13 protein-coding genes are annotated in these 17543 nt (G+C 52.6%); all 13 read right to left on the bottom strand.

Going from position 1 to position 17543, the window contains the following annotated elements; translation table 11 throughout:
• Positions 1–124: 124 nt before the first annotated feature.
• Positions 125–1486, bottom strand: coding sequence for a replicative DNA helicase (gene dnaB / locus MKY74_RS04140; protein WP_076172441.1), 1362 nt, complete (start codon positions 1484–1486; stop codon positions 125–127).
• A gap of 1 nt (position 1487) precedes the next feature.
• Positions 1488–1931: a 50S ribosomal protein L9 gene (gene rplI / locus MKY74_RS04135; protein WP_076172443.1), complete on the bottom strand. Its 444-nt coding sequence runs from the start codon at positions 1929–1931 to the stop codon at positions 1488–1490.
• Positions 1928–3931 carry a DHH family phosphoesterase gene (locus MKY74_RS04130; RefSeq protein ID WP_076172445.1) on the bottom strand — a complete coding sequence of 668 codons (2004 nt, stop codon included), beginning with the start codon at positions 3929–3931 and terminating at the stop codon, positions 1928–1930. The genes rplI and MKY74_RS04130 overlap by 4 nt, the downstream gene beginning before the upstream one ends.
• A gap of 10 nt (positions 3932–3941) precedes the next feature.
• On the bottom strand, positions 3942–4853 hold the full coding sequence (locus MKY74_RS04125; protein WP_234489821.1) for a DUF2232 domain-containing protein: 912 nt from the start codon (positions 4851–4853) through the stop codon (positions 3942–3944).
• Positions 4854–4864: 11 nt separating this feature from the next.
• On the bottom strand, positions 4865–5167 hold the full coding sequence (locus MKY74_RS04120; RefSeq protein ID WP_076172449.1) for a MazG-like family protein: 303 nt from the start codon (positions 5165–5167) through the stop codon (positions 4865–4867).
• Positions 5168–5523: 356 nt separating this feature from the next.
• Positions 5524–5976 carry a CBS domain-containing protein gene (locus tag MKY74_RS04115; RefSeq protein WP_076172451.1) on the bottom strand — a complete coding sequence of 151 codons (453 nt, stop codon included), beginning with the start codon at positions 5974–5976 and terminating at the stop codon, positions 5524–5526.
• 425 nt (positions 5977–6401) lie between these two features.
• Positions 6402–7421: an LCP family protein gene (locus MKY74_RS04110; protein ID WP_076172453.1), complete on the bottom strand. Its 1020-nt coding sequence runs from the start codon at positions 7419–7421 to the stop codon at positions 6402–6404.
• 363 nt (positions 7422–7784) lie between these two features.
• Positions 7785–8789 carry an ABC transporter ATP-binding protein gene (locus tag MKY74_RS04105; RefSeq protein ID WP_076172456.1) on the bottom strand — a complete coding sequence of 335 codons (1005 nt, stop codon included), beginning with the start codon at positions 8787–8789 and terminating at the stop codon, positions 7785–7787.
• Positions 8782–9810, bottom strand: a complete 1029-nt coding sequence (locus MKY74_RS04100) for an ABC transporter ATP-binding protein (RefSeq protein WP_076172458.1) — start codon at positions 9808–9810, stop codon at positions 8782–8784. The genes MKY74_RS04105 and MKY74_RS04100 overlap by 8 nt, the downstream gene beginning before the upstream one ends.
• Positions 9777–10769, bottom strand: a complete 993-nt coding sequence (locus tag MKY74_RS04095; protein WP_076172460.1) for an ABC transporter permease — start codon at positions 10767–10769, stop codon at positions 9777–9779. Before MKY74_RS04095 ends, MKY74_RS04100 begins: the two co-directional genes overlap by 34 nt.
• Positions 10766–11737 carry an ABC transporter permease gene (locus MKY74_RS04090; protein ID WP_076172462.1) on the bottom strand — a complete coding sequence of 324 codons (972 nt, stop codon included), beginning with the start codon at positions 11735–11737 and terminating at the stop codon, positions 10766–10768. The genes MKY74_RS04095 and MKY74_RS04090 overlap by 4 nt, the downstream gene beginning before the upstream one ends.
• 124 nt (positions 11738–11861) lie before the next feature.
• A complete protein-coding gene (locus MKY74_RS04085) occupies positions 11862–13598 on the bottom strand; it encodes a peptide-binding protein (protein WP_076172464.1) in 1737 nt (578 codons plus the stop codon).
• A gap of 965 nt (positions 13599–14563) precedes the next feature.
• A complete protein-coding gene (locus MKY74_RS04080) occupies positions 14564–17308 on the bottom strand; it encodes an alpha-mannosidase (protein ID WP_076172466.1) in 2745 nt (914 codons plus the stop codon).
• Positions 17309–17543 lie beyond the last annotated feature (235 nt).

Raw genomic sequence — 17543 nt, 5'->3', positions numbered from 1 at the left:
CAATTGCACTAACTAAAGTACAATTGTTCGGAAATAAGACAAGCATTCTTAGAAATATGGATAACCATTTATAAGATCGATTGGATCTATCTATCTGTTCTCGCGAACATCATCGCCGGCTTCGCTACATCGCGAATGCGTCGGTGTGCGTCCGCTCGTAATTGACGAACTTATTGAAATTCTTCATGAAGACCAGTTCGACGGTGCCCACCGGACCGTTACGCTGCTTGGCGATAATGATCTCGATGATGTTTTTCTTCTCCGTCTCTTGGTTATAGTAGTCGTCGCGGTATAGGAACGCAACGATATCGGCATCCTGCTCGATGGAACCCGATTCACGAAGGTCACTCATCATCGGACGCTTGTCCTGCCGCTGCTCTACGCCCCGGCTGAGCTGGGACAGCGCGATAACCGGCACGCTGAGCTCACGCGCGATCTGTTTCAGTGTACGGGAAATTTCGGATACTTCCTGCTGGCGGTTCTCGCCGGCTTTGCCGCGTCCCTGGATCAGCTGCAGGTAGTCGATTACGATCATCCCGAGCCCCTTCTCCTTCTTCAGACGGCGGCACTTGGAGCGGATATCCGCAACGGTAATGCCTGGCGTATCATCGATGTAAATTTCGGCCTCCGCCAGGGAAGCGATCCCCATGGTCAGCTTGGCCCAATCCTCATCGGTCTTGAAATCGCCGGTACGCATCAGGTTGGCATCCAGGTTGGCTTCGGCACAGATCATCCGGTTGACGAGCTGGGGCGCCGACATCTCCAGACTGAAGATCGCGACCGTTTCTTTCGCACGCACCGCCACGTTCTGGGCGATGTTCAAGGCAAACGCCGTCTTGCCGACGGAAGGACGGGCAGCCACGATAATCAGGTCGGAACGCTGGAAGCCGTTCGTCATCCGGTCCAAATCGACAAAGCCTGTCGGTATGCCGGTGGTGCTTCCGCTCTGCTGGTGCAGCACCTCAACGCGCTCGAACACTTCCATCAGCACGTCGCGGATGGCGACAAAGCCGCTGCCGCTGCGCCGGTTGGAAATCTCCAGGATGCGCCGCTCGGCGTCGCTCAGCATGCCGGATACGTCTTCGCCGCCGGTATAGCCTTCGCTGACGATCTGCGTCGCTGTGCGGATGAGCCGCCGCAGCATGGATTTCTCTTCGATGATCTGGGCGTAATACTCCACATTGGCCGCTGTCGGCACCGCATGTGCCAGCTTCGCCAGGTAGCTGACGCCTCCGATTTCTTCCAGCTGTCCCTTGTCCTGCAGACGCGAGGTTAAGGTAATGAGATCAATCGGCTGGTTCTCTTCTCCAAGCTGGATCATCGCCTCATAAATCAGCTGATGCGGCACATCGTAGAAATCCTCGGGCGTAACCCGCTCCATCGCGGTGATCATAGCCTCGCTCTGCAGCAGAATCGCACCTAGAACCGCCTGCTCCGCCTCCAGATTTTGCGGGGGAATCCGGTCGAAAAAGAGCTCTCCGCCCATCTTATTCCTCCGTGACCTGGACCTTCAGCGTAGCTTTGACATCCGGATGAAGCTTCACGGTCATCTGCGTCACGCCCAATGTCCGGATCGGCTCATCCAATTCGATCTTGCGTTTGTCGATCTTGATGCCTTGCTGCGAAAGTGCATCCGCGATTTGCTTGCTCGTGATTGCTCCGAACAGCCGTCCGCCTTCCCCGGCTTTCGCTTTAAGCTGTACGGTCATCTCTTCCAATTTTTTGCCGAGAACCTGTGCTTCCTCTTTCTCCTGCTCTTTGCGCTTCTGTTCGGCCGCGTTCTGGTTCTCCAGCGTCTTCATGTTACCCTCGGTTGCCACACGGGCGAGGCCGCGCGGAATAAGGAAATTCGTTGCGTAGCCTTCCGATATATCTTTAATGTCCCCTTTTTTGCCTTGACCCTTAACATCCTTGATAAAAATGACTTTCATTCGAACAACCCCTCTTTCTCCTCAATTTGTGCAAGAACTTCGAGCAGCTGGGCCTCCGCTTCCTTAACGGTACCCTTCAGCTGCACGGCAGCATTGGTCAGATGGCCTCCGCCGCCGAGGCGCTCCATCACGACCTGCACGTTCATCTTCCCGAAGGAACGGGCGCTGATCCCGATCAACCCGTCCGGACGTTCACTGATCACGAAGGAGGCCACCACATCCGTCATGTTCAGCAGCGTATCCGCCACCTGCGCAATGAGCAGCTGCGGGATGACCGTTCCCGGATCCGTGACGGCCAGAGCGATATGATCATATACCATTTTAGCACGCTTAATGATATCTGACTTTGCCAGATATTCCTGCAGGTCTTCCTTCAGCATCCGCTGGATCTGGATCGTATCCGCTCCGCTCCGGCGGAGGAAGCCTGCCGCCTCAAAGGTCCGGGAACCGGTATGCAGCGCAAAATGCTTCGTATCCACCGTAATCCCGGCCAGCAGCATGGTCGCTTCCAGCGGCGTGAGCTGGATTTTCTCATGGATATACTGCAGCAGCTCCGTCACCAGCTCGCACGCGGATGAAGCGTACGGCTCCATGTACACGAGCACGGCGTCGTTGATGAATTCTTCGCCGCGGCGGTGATGGTCGACCACGACGACCCGGCTGGCGTGATGAACCAGCTTCGGTTCGATCGTCATGGACGCCTTGTGCGTGTCCACCACGACCAGCAGGCTGTGCGGGCTGATCAGCTGCAGCGCCTGCTCCGGCGAGATGAAGCGCTCGACGAGCTTCTCGTCCTTCTGGACCTGGGTCATCATCCGCTCAATAGACGGGTTCGTGCCCGGGAGCACGATGTACGCTTCCACATTGTACATCTGCGCCGCCTTCAGCACGCCGATGGAGGCACCGATGACGTCCATATCCGGCATCTTGTGCCCCATGATGAACACCTTGTCGCTCTCCTGCATCAGGTCGCGCAGTGCGTGCGCGATGACGCGCGCCCGGACCCGCGTGCGCTTCTCGACGGCGTTGGACTTGCCGCCGTAGAAGGACAGCCGCTGGCCGGCCTTGACGGCCGCCTGGTCGCCGCCGCGCCCGAGCGCCATGTCGAGCGACGACTGCGCCAGCTCGCCCAGCTCGCTGATGCTGTCTGGGCCAAAGCCCAGCCCGATGCTCAGCGTCATCGGCACCTTCAGCTCCGCGGTCATTTCGCGGACCTCGTCAAGAATGACAAAGCGGCTTTTCTCCAGCTCCTGGAGCGATCTGTAGTTCAGCATCATCAAATACCGGTCGGACGACAAGCGCCGCAGATACACTTCGTAATGCTTCGCCCATTCCGTGATTTCGCTGGTCACCTTCGCAATGAGCGACGTGCGCTGCTGGTCATCCATGCCCTGGGCCGCCTCGTCCAGGTTATCCATCATAATAATGCCGATCGCCAGCTTCTCGGCCTCGTATTTCTCCCGGAGCACGACCATCTCCGTTACGTCGTACAGATAGATCAGCCGCTCATCGGTATTCAGGATCAAATGATAGTGCAGCTCGCCCACCTGGATTTCCGTCTCGATCTCCTTGGGCCCGTCCTTATGCGCTTCCCGGCCGCCGTCCCTTTTCTCGGCAAGCAGCGGCATCAGATCGGGAAACAGCTCGGATAGGCTAGCGCCCACAAGCGATTTTTGACCGAACATGGTACAGACGAACCGATTATTCCATTCAACCACGCGGTCCTCGCTGTACAGCACGATCCCAAAGGGCAGCGTATTGATGGCTTCCCCTTCCACCCGTTTCACCCGGAAGGAGAGGCCGTTGATATATTCAAGCAGTTTTTTGCGGAAGTCCATTTCCTTCTTCAGCACCGCATAGCAGAGCGCGACGACAAGGCAGAGGCTGACGATTCCCAGCGCCCAGTTATACCGGGTCACAATAATGACCAGAACCAGCATCAGCGCAAACGCCCAGACGGTATAATAGCCGTGCCAGCGTTTCTGTAGAAATTTAGGCATGACACCCACCCTAACGTTTTGATTTGGTCATAAATTGACGAAGCGGAAATGCAAGATCCAGAATGCCGATAATCCGCATCGGCGGGAACAGCAGAATGGGAATCGCGAACAGCAGCGGGATGACGGGATGCCATTTCCGCTTGTGCCCCAAAAAGAAGAAGAAGCCAAACGCTTGAATCATAAAGCAAATATGCAGAAGCGGCAGCAAGTTCGCGGCAATCATGTCGAGAAAGCTGTTCTTTGATCCGCTTGCGAAAATTTCAATAATGACACCAATCAGATAATACCAGATCAGGGATCTCGGCAGCATCCACTCGCGGGCCGGCTTCAGCCTTGGGACAGAGAAGCCCATGCTGTCCATGATCGGACGAGCAAGCGCGTGCGTGATCACCGCCATCATAAAGGAACTGACTATCATGGCAAAAGGAATCATTTGCACCGTGGCGTCGCTTACCATCTGCATCTCCTCGGGGGACCAGGCCATATCCGAAATCAGCGGGTTGCTTCCGCCCACATCACGCAGCGGAGACATCGTCATTTTGACAATGTCATGGACGTAGCTGGACAGATCAAAGTGGAAGAACGCCGTTCCGACCAATAGCAGGAGCAGCAGTTCCGCCAGAATGGTACCTGCACCCAGCATCAATGTGCGTATAGCCGGCACCCTTCTCTTGTAGGCCCGCCCCATAATCAGGGCAGGAATCATAAAATAAACGGCGAGCAGCAAATACACCGGATGTACAAGGTAGGCAATCAGCCAAACCGGGAGCACATGCAGTATGAACGATTTGACGTTAAGTGTTGTGAATAGGATTGCGGCCGGCAGGATGAGAAAAAAGACGGTCACAATCGAGAAGGGAGATAGTAAAGATAGCAGCAGGAGCAAATAGACGACACTCCAGACTACCGACGTCCAGCGCATTTTCAATGTGTTCACCTCTTACGCATATGTTCTTCCAGCGCGGAAATATCCTGGTACCAATCTTCAAGCTGGTGACCTTCCTGTTTATGCTTCTTCAATTTGTCGAGCAGCAGATCATCCATGTCCCGATAGGACATGCCGAGCCTGCGGGCCAGTATGTAAGAGCTCATAATCAAGCTGGCGAGACTGTCGCCCACTCGGGTGGTGCTGCCTTCCCACAAGGCTTTGAAAAGACGGGATACGTGGTCTACGACTTCGGTTTTCAGCCATTCAATAACTTTAGCGCGTTTGGCTACATCCAAATCCTTTGGCATGCCTCTAGGTCACACTCCCTTAAATAACCCCACGATGTGGGGCTTTATCCTCCGATGCCTATTCGGTTTCTCTTCGGCGGCCCAATATCAGCAAATACGCCTCTTTCTGATGAAAAAGCTTTATTCTCCATTATAGCATAAATAATAGCCTCTCACGAAAAGCCCCCCTGGCCTAAAACGGCGGCAAACTTCCAGCAAAGTGGCGTTATTAACCTCTGCCTATGTTCCTGCCTACAAACGGGTAAATGAATAAATGATAAGGCAAAAAAGACCTGCCATCCCGTACATCCCAATCCAAGCAGGTCTTTTGCCATTGCTTATTCAAAATCTTTGCCCAGCTTCCTCAAACCAGCGGATTAGCGGGTCTCTATGGATGCCTTGGTCTCCTCCGAAGCTGTGGATTCTCTGGAGACGAACTTCTCACAATATTCGATAATCTGGCTTCTGCGCACGATGCCGATAAACCGGTTCATATCATCCACCACCGGCACGAAGTTCTGTACTTTCGCCAAATTAATCAGATCTTCCATATTGGCGTCGATGGACACCGGCTTATTATGCACTTTGAGCGGAACTTCCTTCAGCAGAAATTTGGACGTATTCTCGAACGTCACCTTTCCGCCGGAGTTCTTCATATACCAGAGCAGATCGCCTTCCGTGACCGTTCCTGCATATTCCCCGTTCTTCCCGACGATCGGTACGGCCGTGTACCTGTGATACTCCATCCGTTCCAGCGTTTGCCGCAGCGTGGAGTCCATGGTAACACTGACCACTTCCTGTTTAGGGAGCAGAAAAAACGCTATATTCATGAAAATTGATCCTCCTCTTACCCTTTTTCAAGGTTCCCCTAACTCCATACGTTTCAAACCGCCCAATGTCTCAGTAGGGACACAAAATCAGCAGCCGAACCTGTGGCTGCCGATCATGCCCCGCATTTCTGATCCCGCAAATGCACACTTATGCTTGTTGCGGTTTGGTTTTTTCTATATGCGAGCCAATAGGCACGCTTTGTTTTGATATAAAAAAGCTTAATCTTCGTGGACTCAACATCCTTATATCGCAATAAAAACTTCCGCTAAACGCGGTCTGGCTTCTTAGAACATTCGTCGATAAACGTTTTTGTTTTAGATATAAGAGAGCTTAATCTTCGGAGACTCAGCATCCTTATATCGCAATAAAAACTTCCGCTAAATGCGGTCTGGCTTCTTAGAATGTTCGTCGATAGACGTTTTTGTTACTTTGCAACAGTCGTTTCTTCCTTCTTATCCAACATGTCCGGCGTCAACAGCTGATCCGAAGGGGTGTCCGGATTCTCCCAGCTGTCGATCAGCTTCTTGGCGTTCTGCACATCCTTCTTGATCGGCTCATCATAATAAACGCCGTCAATCTTCATGCCCTCACCCATGATGGTATAGGCGGTCATCTCAGCCTTATCACCGGCGAGCACTTGTTTCGCTAAATTGATAATGAAATTGGGCTGCATATCGGTTTTGAAATTGTCACCCATAATTTCGAGCAGCTCCGGAATTTTGGAAATTTGATTCAGGTTCAGCATCCGGTTGGCCACCGCGTCCAAAAAGACCTGCTGGCGCTTCGTCCGGTTAAAATCGCTGTCCTCCCGGTAGCGCACATAGTTGAGCGCTTCTTCACCGCTGTAAATAGGTTTATTGGCTTTGACCGTAAATTTCTCGTGGTCCTTGCCTTTGTTGACAATATCTTTGCCGATCGGCAGCTCCACGCCGCCCAGCGCGTCAACCGCGTCCTTCAGACCTTTGAAATTGATGGTGGCATAATAATTGATATCGTGGTCCAGGAACGCCTCAACGGTATCCTTGGACATCTGCTGACCTCCAAAGGCATACGCATGGGTAATTTTATCTTTTTTACCTTTGCCGACAATCTCTGTATACGTGTCCCGCGGAATCGAAATGAGCAGCACCTTGGAATCCTTTGGACGTACGACCGAATAAATGATCGTATCCGAACGCGACGGTTCGTTGTCACGCTGGTCGGATCCGAGCAGCAGCACCGAGAACGGCTTGCTTTGGTACGCAATCTTCTCCACCGGCTTGCTTGGCACGTTGTCCTGGGACGTCAACGGCTGATACGATTTCTGCAGCGAGCTTTCCACTTGCTTGGACAGGAACAGGTCAAAGGCCATGACTGCGAGCTGCTTGCGGAAGAGATAAGCCCCTCCGGCCAGAAGCAGCAAAATCACAGTTAACGTTATATATGTTTTTGTTCTCTTTTTCATTAAGGGATTCCTTCTTTAAATTTAGAATAAAAAATGAATTATAGCCAGGTCGCGCCTGTACTTCCATCCCTCCCTTCTATATTTACACGAGGGGCGAAGGCTTGACGCACAAGCTTGCCCGCTGCCATTTGGGTATAAAGTCACAGCCAAACGACATTTACATTGTAAACGCAAACGAAACAAAAGAAAACCTTAAAAAGGTAACAGTGTTACCGGAATGAGGATATTTCTGAGCCGTTTTCATTCCTCAAAAAAAGCCCCGCCTCGGCTGAACACCGCAGGCAGGGCTGTATATGGAACGCTCAGAAGGACCCCAATCCTTCCTGTATACGCAGCATATAACTCTAATCGTCGAATATAATATTACTTCAGGCTGTTCAGGTCCGAACCGCCTTCCACGCCGATCGGGAAGTGGCAGGCCACCTGGCGTCCAGGAAGCACTTCCGTCAAGGCAGGTTCCACTTGGCTGCATTTCTCCTGAGCAAACGGGCAGCGCGGATGGAAACGGCAGCCGGACGGTGGATTGGCCGGAGACGGCACATCGCCCTGAAGGACGATCCGGTTGCGTTTCTTCGTTGGCGTCGGCTTCGGAATCGCGGACAGAAGCGCCGCGGTGTAAGGATGAAGCGGGTTGGCGTACAGCGTTTCCGTTTCGCCGACCTCAACCATTTTACCGAGGTACATGACGCCGACGCGGTCGGAGATATGACGGACGACGTTCAGGCCGTGGGCGATGAACAGGAACGTCAGGCCCATTTCGCGCTGCAGCTTCATCAGCAGGTTGATGACCTGCGACTGGACCGACACGTCAAGCGCCGATACCGCTTCGTCGGCCACGATGAATTTCGGATTCAGGGCGATGGCGCGAGCGATCCCGATCCGCTGACGCTGACCGCCGGAAAATTCATGCGGATAACGGTTCCGACGCGAAGCGTCCAGACCGACCAGCCCCATCAGCTCGATGACGCGTTTTTCGATTTGAGACGCAGACATCTTCGTATGCACCTTCAGCGGTTCGCCGATAATATCCTTGACCAGGAAGCGCGGGTTCAGGGAACCGAACGGATCCTGGAAAATAATTTGCATTTCCTCGCGCATTTTGTTCAATTCCTTGGAGCCCATGGAATGAATATCGCGACCGTTAAATTTAACGGCACCTGAAGTCGCGTTCTGCAGCCGGAGAATAACGCGGCCCAGCGTCGACTTGCCGCATCCGGACTCGCCGACGAGTCCGAAAGTTTCGCCTTCGCGGATCGTAATGGACACGTCGTCGACCGCTTTGACATTGCCCACAACACGGTTCAGCAGTCCTTTATGGATAGGGAAATACTTCTTCACGTGCTCTACTTCGATCAAGTTCTTAGCCATTGGCATTTCCCCCTATTCCACCGCTTACCGAGACTCCGTTACGATCCTTGTCTTCGTACAACCAGCACTTCGTGCTGTGTTCTTCGCCGATCTGAATATCGCCCGGCTCTACCTGACGGCATTTATCCATCACATGCGGGCAGCGCGGGTTAAAGCGGCATCCTTTCGGCAGGTTGCCCAGACCAGGGATGGTACCCTTGATCGTGTACAATTCGTTGCCGCGTTTGCCTTCAAATCCCGGAATGGACTGCAGCAGACCAACCGTGTATGGGTGGGAGGGGTTCGAGAAAATCTCTTCAACCGTACCCTGCTCGACGATCGAGCCCGCATACATAACGGCAATATGGTCAGCTACCTCGGCAGCCACACCCATATCGTGTGTGATCAGCAGAATCGCCATACCGAGTTCTTCTTTCAGTTTCATCAGAAGGTCCAGAATCTGTGCCTGTACCGTCACGTCCAATGCGGTTGTCGGTTCATCCGCAATCAAGAGCTCGGGCTTGCAGGCCAGTGCCACCGCGATGACGACGCGCTGACACATACCGCCGGACAACTCGTGCGGGTACTGCTTGGCTCGCATTTCCGGAGCCGGTATACCTACCAGACGAAGCAGCTCGATCGCTTCTTTCCAGGCTTCGCTGTGGCTCTTGTTCTGATGCAGACGCAGGCTCTCCGCGATCTGCTCGCCCACGGTAAAGACGGGATTAAGCGCAGACATCGGGTCCTGGAAAATCATCGCGATCTTGTTGCCGCGGATCGATCTCATCTGATCCTGCTCTTTAGTTGCAAGGTCGTCGCCATTAAACCGGATGTTACCTTCCAGTATACTGCCCCCTGCATAATCTATCAGACGCATGATGGATAAAGAGGTAACACTTTTTCCGCTGCCGGACTCGCCGACGAGGCAGAGCGTCTGTCCTTTTTCGATATTGAGTGAGATCCGGTCCGTCGCCTTGACGAAACCATTCTCGGACATAAATGCCGTGGTCAGATTCCGGATTTCGAGTAGTTTTTCCGCCATTTGTCCAGCCTCCTCCGGGAAATCTTCTTCTTCTGTCTAGGGTCCATCGCATCGCGGATACCGTCGCCGATGAAGTTGACGGCAAGCACGACCGCCAGGATACAAACCCCTGGATAAATGGCCTGCAACGGGTCAATCAGCATAAATTCCTGCGAGTTGCTCAGCATAAGTCCCCAGCTTGTGGCCGGTGCCTGGATACCCAGACCCAGGTAGGACAATCCGGACTCGGAAAGAATCGCGCCCCCTACCATCAGGGTGGCGTTTACGATAATCGGAAAGCTTGCGTTACGAAGCAAATGCCTGAAAATAATACCTGTTCTGGAAACCCCGATAGCACGGGCAGCTTCCACGTACTGCATTTCACGAAGCTGCAGGTACGTACCGCGAACGAGACGGGCCACGCCCATCCAGCTTGTAAAGGCCAAAATCATGATCATATATTGGATTTTCGTTCCGAAAATCGCCATGACCAGAATGTTCAGGAACAGCGTCGGTATCGAGTTCATGACGTCAATCAGACGCATGAAGATCGTATCGATCCAGCCGCCGAAGAAGCCGGAAATCGCGCCGACCAATGTACCGATGATGACGGAAATGGCTGCGACGGAAAATCCGACCGTCAGGGAAATCTGACCGCTGTGCAGCAGTCTTGAGAAAATATCGCGCCCTAGTTCGTCTGTGCCCAGAAGGTGATCGCCAGTGCCTGGCTTCAAGTTGGAGTTCATCAGATCGATTTTAGCAGGGTCGTAAGGCGAAATAACGTTTGCCAGTACCGATATCACGACAAAAAAGAGCAATACAATAAGCCCGGTTACGGCATAAGGATTACGAAGGAATTTCTTCACGACCGTCATCCACGGGCCCGGAGGCTTCTTGGAAGGTGGAAGTGGCGCGCTGGCCGGTTCCGGATGCTCAGATGCCTGAACATTAGGAGCTGTCTCGATGTTCATGTCGCTCATGCCGATTTGCCTCCTTTACTTCCAAGTTTCACGCGTGGGTCGACGATCTTATACAGAATATCAGCGATAAAGTTACCGGCAACGACGACCACAGCCGTAATGAGCGTAATCGCCATTAACACGGAATATTCACGCGAACGGGCCATTTCGACGAACAAGCGTCCCATGCCCGGCCAGTTAAATACGCTTTCCGTCAGGGTCGCTCCGCCGACCAGAATCGGCAGGTCGAGGCCGATGATCGTAATGATCGGAATCAGGGCATTACGCAGCGCATGCCGGAAAATAACTTTGCGCTCAGGAACACCCTTCGCACGGGCCGTACGGATGTAGTCCTGCTCCAGCACTTCAAGCATACTGGAACGCGCGTATTTGGAGTATGAGGCCAAGAAACCAAGCACCAAGACGGAGCAAGGCAGAATCAAGTGATACAGCAGGTTGCCGAAATTCCCTTGCTTATCCATGTCGTACATGTCGGATAGCGGTAGCCAGTCTAGTTTTAAGGAAAACAATTCCTGGAGGATGATCCCGAACCAGAACGCAGGCATTGCAAAGCCAATGTAACTGACAAAGTTAGCCGTCTGATCGGAAATGCCGTACACTTTCGTACTGTTATAAATCCCCCATGGAATGGCGATGAGCAGTGAGATAAACCAGGCGAACGCCATCAGTTTGATCGTGTTGCCAACTGTTGGCCACAACACTTCGCCAACCGGCAGGTTGTTTTTGAACGTGTGACCCAAGTCGCCTTTCAGCATGTTCGTCAACCAAATAACATACTGGGTAGGAACCGGCTTATCCAGACCCAGGTTATGGGCTTGGATCTTTGCGGTTTCGGGTGATACTCCAGGGGCCATCATCATCTGTGTTGGACCGCCTGGCGCAGCGTGAATAAGGCCGAATGCAACCAAAGAGATCAGAAAGAGTACAAGAATGGATTGCAGTAAGCGGCGGATGAAGTATTCAGTCATTGTTGATCCTCCTAGAGATGATACGGACACGGACGCCTAACCATCATCCTTTTTTAAACACAAAAAAGGGTGGAGGGGAAGTTTCCTCCCCCTCTAGCACCGTTGTTACTTCCTATGTTGTCTATTATTTTGCGTCTACCCACCAGTTGATCAGGTGGAAGAAGTATCCGTAAGCCAGGGAGGATTCAGGAGCATCCTCTTCCGCAAATTTCACCTTGCTGCTGTTATACGCGGTTGGCGTACCGTATTGGTACATGAACACGTATGGAAGGTCCGTCGAAATCTCTTGACCGATTTGTTTGTAAATCTCTTTACGCTTCTCTTGGTCTACGACAGCCGTTCCTTCTTCCCACAGCTTGTCGAGTTTTTCGTTCTTATAGAAACCTTGGTTCTGACCAGCCGGCGGGAAGTATTTCGAGCTGAACGTCGTTTCTCCGTCCGGATCCGGGTTGTTCAGGGACCAGCCCATCAGGATTGCCGGGTATTTACCTGGAGTCAGGTTTTGGTCAACCCATGCAGCGAAGTCGAGCGCTTTAGGAACAACTTCGATACCTACATCCTTCAGGTTTTGCTGGATTACGCTCGCCACTTGCTCACGGCGGCTGTTACCCGAGTTGTATTGAAGTTCGAAGGAGAAACGGTGTCCGTCTTTCGTCAGGATGCCGTCGCTGCCTGCAGTCCATCCGTCTTCAGCCAGCAGCTGCTTCGCTTTTTCCGGATCAAAGGCATAGTTGACTGCCGCATCGCCCGGATCTGCCCAGGAACCTGGCAGGAACGGAGCGTTCATCAGCTTGCCTGTGCCTTTCAGAACGTTGTCAATCATACCTTGACGGTTAAGCGCGTAAGCAATCGCTTGTCTTGTTTTTTGTCCAGCCCAAGGAACGAATTTGTCCTTGAAGTTGTCCGGGTTGAAGTTGAATCCGAGGTACTCGTATTGCGGACCTGGCTCCTGGATAACGGTCAAGCCGTCTCTGCTCTTCACGGCGTCGACTTGGGTTACCGGGATACCGCCCAGAAGGTCAACGTCGCCTTTGATAAGGGCTTGAACTTCTGTGTTTTGGTCGGCATAGATTTTATATACGATCTTGTCGATATGAGGTTTAGGACCCCAGTAGTTCGGGTTTCTTTCGAAGGAAAGGTACTGCTTCTGCTTCCACTCTTTCCATACCCAAGGACCGCTGGATACCGTTTTGGCCGGATCAGTTCCGTATACGTTCTTTTGCAGCTCTTCAGGCTTAACGTCCTTCAGGATGTGCTCCGGAACGATTTGGGTAGACAAAACATATTGGAATGGAGCGTAGACTTGTTTCAGCGTAATTTTAACGGTAAGGTCATCCACTTTCTCGATTTTCGTTACCTTGTCAAATCCGGACATTCCAGGGGATCCGACTTTAGGGTCCTTAATCGAATTGAATGTAAAGACGACGTCGTCGGCCGTAATCGCTTCGCCGTCGCTCCATTTCGCCGAATCTTTCAGCTTGATGGTATACGTAAGTCCATCTTCGGAAATCGTCATCGGCTCAGCGGCAATAGACCAAGGCTCGGCTACGACTTCACCTGTACGGTTAATGTCATACAGCTTGGCATACATGAACTCCGCAGCATCACCAGAAGCTGTATCTTGAACGAACAGTGGGTTTACGCTAACGATGTCGGAGAAGCTTCCGTAAGTCAGCGTTCCGCCGTCCACCGGACCGGTCGCCTCTTTCGTTCCCTCCGTGCCCGTATTCGTAGACGATTCTTTGTTCCCCTCGTCTTTAGGTGTGCTGCTTGCATCATCCTTGCTGCCGCATCCTACGAACAGCGTGCTGACTACCGATAATGAAACGAGTAATGAGAGCCATTTTTTCTTGCTTGTCATGTACCATTTTCCTCCCCTTTATGATTTGAAAAATAATGGCGTCCCGCATAAGATACGAGAACAACCCAAGACCTCTCCAATGGTCTTAAGCGAATCTGGCCGCGAAAACCATTAGGGACTTTACACCTACTTCGGTTACCGTAACTGACCCCCGAATGACGTTGAAACAATTCCCCCTCTTGTAGACCTTTCATATTGCAACAAGACGACGGTAGCAAGGTAAAGCAATATATTAAAAAATAATATATCCAGAAGTAAGGCAGGACCGATGCGGGATCGTGCAGCAATAAAGGACGGTAGATTCCGCGACGTGGACGCGCAGTGCATTATAGCGCAATAAAGCATTAATGCTTTAAATGACCATCGGTCAATTTGAATCAGCAAAAAGGACTATATATGAAATGGTTAAAACTTCCTAATAAATTTAATGTAAATAATACGTGTAAATTAATATCACGTCAATATTTTTTTTAGGCGGTTTTAATATATTTTTTAAAATGGCTGAATATTAGCTGTATCAATGGGATTTTGATGAAAGAGGCGATCCGTTTTCACCAAATTTAAATGTTAAAAACAGGAAGGTTTGACGTCTGGAATATCCAAGTTTTCAAAATGTTCAAAGTATAAACCGCTTACATTGAGAATACATAAAAATGCATGTTAGGTTCTGTGACATAATAGCGAGGCTTCTTGAAAATTATGGCAGACACAGGCTAACAGCATAGGAATCTTCCGCGTCATCTCTTGCAAATCAACAATTGATTACGTTCAAATTTACTGGAACATAAATCATCTGTCAATTATAAAAATAGCGGGTAATTCTGGTAAATAGATGGGAATTACAATATTTAAATTGTCAAGGAGCCGGGGTTGCCGGAGGGGGAAAAGCCCCCCTCACACCCCTATTATAAATCACTTTTTGAATAAATCTATGATGACCAAATTATTCCACACAGTTAAACATACTAGCGCTCAATACCTATCGTTACGATTTCGCAAGGTCCCGCTTCCAGCTCCAAAGACTCAGACAGCTGTTCTACCGAAGCGCCTTCCGTCTCTTCCAGAATGGTCGTTTTATATGCACGGCTCACCGATTGAGGCCATTCCAACCGAAGGCTGGCAGGCTGCTGTTTCATGTTGTACCAGCGAAGCACATGATCTCCGGAATCCTCGTTAACGGTCCACGCCGAGAAGGCGACTCCCTCACCGCTCCAGGCAAAAGGAGCATGTACCGCAGGCAGCTCGCCGGTATGGATTCCGGTTTGCACGCTTGTCCACGGAATTTGGAATTGGTAGGCTTCCGCGTAAGCTCCGGACTCCTCCCCGCGGCCGTCATGCGGAATGATTTCAAGCTGAACGGCATGTTCGCCAAGGCATTGAGCCTCCGGCGTCGGGAACCAGCCCCAGTCGCCCAACTCTCCGACCGAACGCAGCAGCGTGACCGCGATGGTATTCGGGCCGTCCCGCAGCACTTCATACTCGTTCAAGCCGAGGTTGGCTACCGCCAGGCCGGCTGTCTCACCGCTCACATCGACAAAAGCCTGCTGATGCTGGGCATTGCTCGGATTCTGCCATTCGATCGCGGGCTGATTATCCCGTGTCACGATTTCAAACATGGAGTCCACGCGGTGCCGGCTGGCTTCAATGTCAGTCGGGAACAATACGCGGACACGGTGATCCTTGGCCTGGTTGTTAAACGAGGCCTCCACTTTAACGCCCTTGCCGTCCTTCTCCAGACGAACCAGGGTACGGATCTTCATTGGCACGGTTTCTTTCACCCGTTGAGCTTTGCGCTCCGGATAGTAGACCACTTCGATCTGCTCCTTCTGAAGAAGCTCATCCGCCGATGCCGGTACCTCCCAGTCATGAACGATTTCGAGGGTAGCGCGGTAAGGCGTATCTTCCACAACCTGGATGGATGCTTGCAGATCGCGCGTCGTCAGCGGAGCTTCACCTTCCGGCTGCTTGTACATGTATTCGTTACCGATGTCCCCGGTATCCTCATAAACGAGCAGGTCACGGTATTCGCGTCCGTTTCGCTTGTCGGTTACCGTAAGGCTTCCGTTCGGCTGGGCCACTACCCGCAGGATGCTATTTTCCATCACGTTGCTCCCGGTGATCAGCGATGCTGAAGCATTGTCCGAGTGCTGCGCCGCTGCCTGGCCGGACACGAGTGCGTACGCCCGAAGTCCGTGCGCCGGAACGGCGTCCGCCTGCAGCGTAATTCGCACGGCACGCGCCATATACGGCTGACGGAACCGGTCATCCGGCAGATCGTAGCCGAAGCGCTGGCCCAGATCCTCGAGCGTAAAAGGCACCGGCTTTCCGCTCGGGTCCAGCACCACACGCTCACCAAGCTCGAGCGCCTGAATCCGGCGGCTGATTTCGTCCAGCGGGATGCCGTCGCGGAAGTAAATCCGCTGTACGTCCAACTCGACGGATACAGTGCCGGTCCGCTCCCACCCAGTAGTGTTAAACACCACGAACGGGAGCGCATCTTCGCCATACTGCGCGAAGGATGACGTATCCACCGCATCGGCCACCGCCCGCTTGCTGTCATCAATGATCGATTCCGCCACGTCGCGGCTCTTCGCAAAGCGGGTTACCATCTCGCGGTGAACCTCATCGACGCTGCAGCCGCAGATGCTGTCATGCGGATGGTTCTGCATCAGCGTTTTCCATGCATACGTAAACAGATGATGCGGGTAGGCCTGACCGGTCAGGTGGGCATACGCCGCCAGTGGCTCGGCTACCTTTTCCAGCAGCGCCTGGCCATGCTGGTTCATCTGCTTGAGATATACGCGGGCAGACGCCGTGTTCACAAGCGTCCCCCATCCGTCGGTCCGCTGGCTCCGAAGCTCGCCGCGAACGACGGACAGCTCGTTCTCTTGATGGCCTTTGACCGATTCCAAATACTGCGGGAAGTTCGAGTGGACGAACTCCGTGTCCGGATACAGCTTGCGCGCAGTCTCCAGCGCCTCAGCCAAATCGGTCTGGATCGGCTGGTGGTCGCAGCCGTTCATGAAGAGAAGCTCCGGCGTCGACGCGTACTTCTCCGCGTCCGCCAGCTTCCGGTCCCAGAACGCCTTCGCCTCTTCGGGATCGGCCGGAATTTCGTTGCCGTTGCTGTACCAGTTGGCAAACAGAATGCCGAGCACCTTGGAGCCGTCCGGACCTTCCCAGATGAGCTCCGAGAAGGAAGACTCATATTCGGAGTCGGCAACGGTATTGTTAAAGCCGGTCGGCTTGACGCCGCGGCCGAACAAGGCGTTATCGATGCCGGATTGGCGCATCAGCTGCGGCGCCTGGCCGACAATGCCAAAGGTGTCGGGGAAATATCCCACCTTGGAAATTTGCCCGTAACGGCGGGCGTCCTTATGGCCGATTTGCATGTTGCGGATGTTGGCCTCGCCGCTGGTCAGGAACGCATCCTGCAGAATATACCACGGGCCGATGAAAATGCGGCCTTCACGGATGTATTTTTCAAGCCGTTCCTTCTGCTCGGGACGCACCTGAAGGTAATCCTCCAGAATGATCGTTTGCCCGTCCAGGTAAAAGCTCTTGTACTCCGTATCGTTCTCCAACGTATCCATCAGCACGTCCATCAGACGGATGAGACGGACATGATGTTTTTCATAGGGCAAATACCATTCCCGGTCCCAGTGAGTATGGGAGATGATATGCGCCGTTCGTTTCGGCTTGTTTGACATAGAAATCGGGTCTCCTTTCCTTGGGCGGCTTGTTCCTGATCGGAACTCTCATCCCCTGCTTGCAGATCAACATATTGGGCTAAGGTCCAGCTTATAGCCAAACCCTGCCCTGGATAAATTTGCACTGTCATGGATGGCCGGATGCTGGCATGGATGACTTACGGACATCATCATCTCCTTCCGCAAGTGTCCATCCATCGCGTACAAATTAACATTCAAAGTAAGTCTGAAATAT

Source organism: Paenibacillus sp. FSL R5-0378, assembly GCF_038009285.1.
Lineage (GTDB): Bacteria > Bacillota > Bacilli > Paenibacillales > Paenibacillaceae > Paenibacillus_AQ > Paenibacillus_AQ favisporus.
Note: the sequence above shows the minus strand (reverse complement) of the source record. Positions and strands in the feature narration are given on the sequence as shown.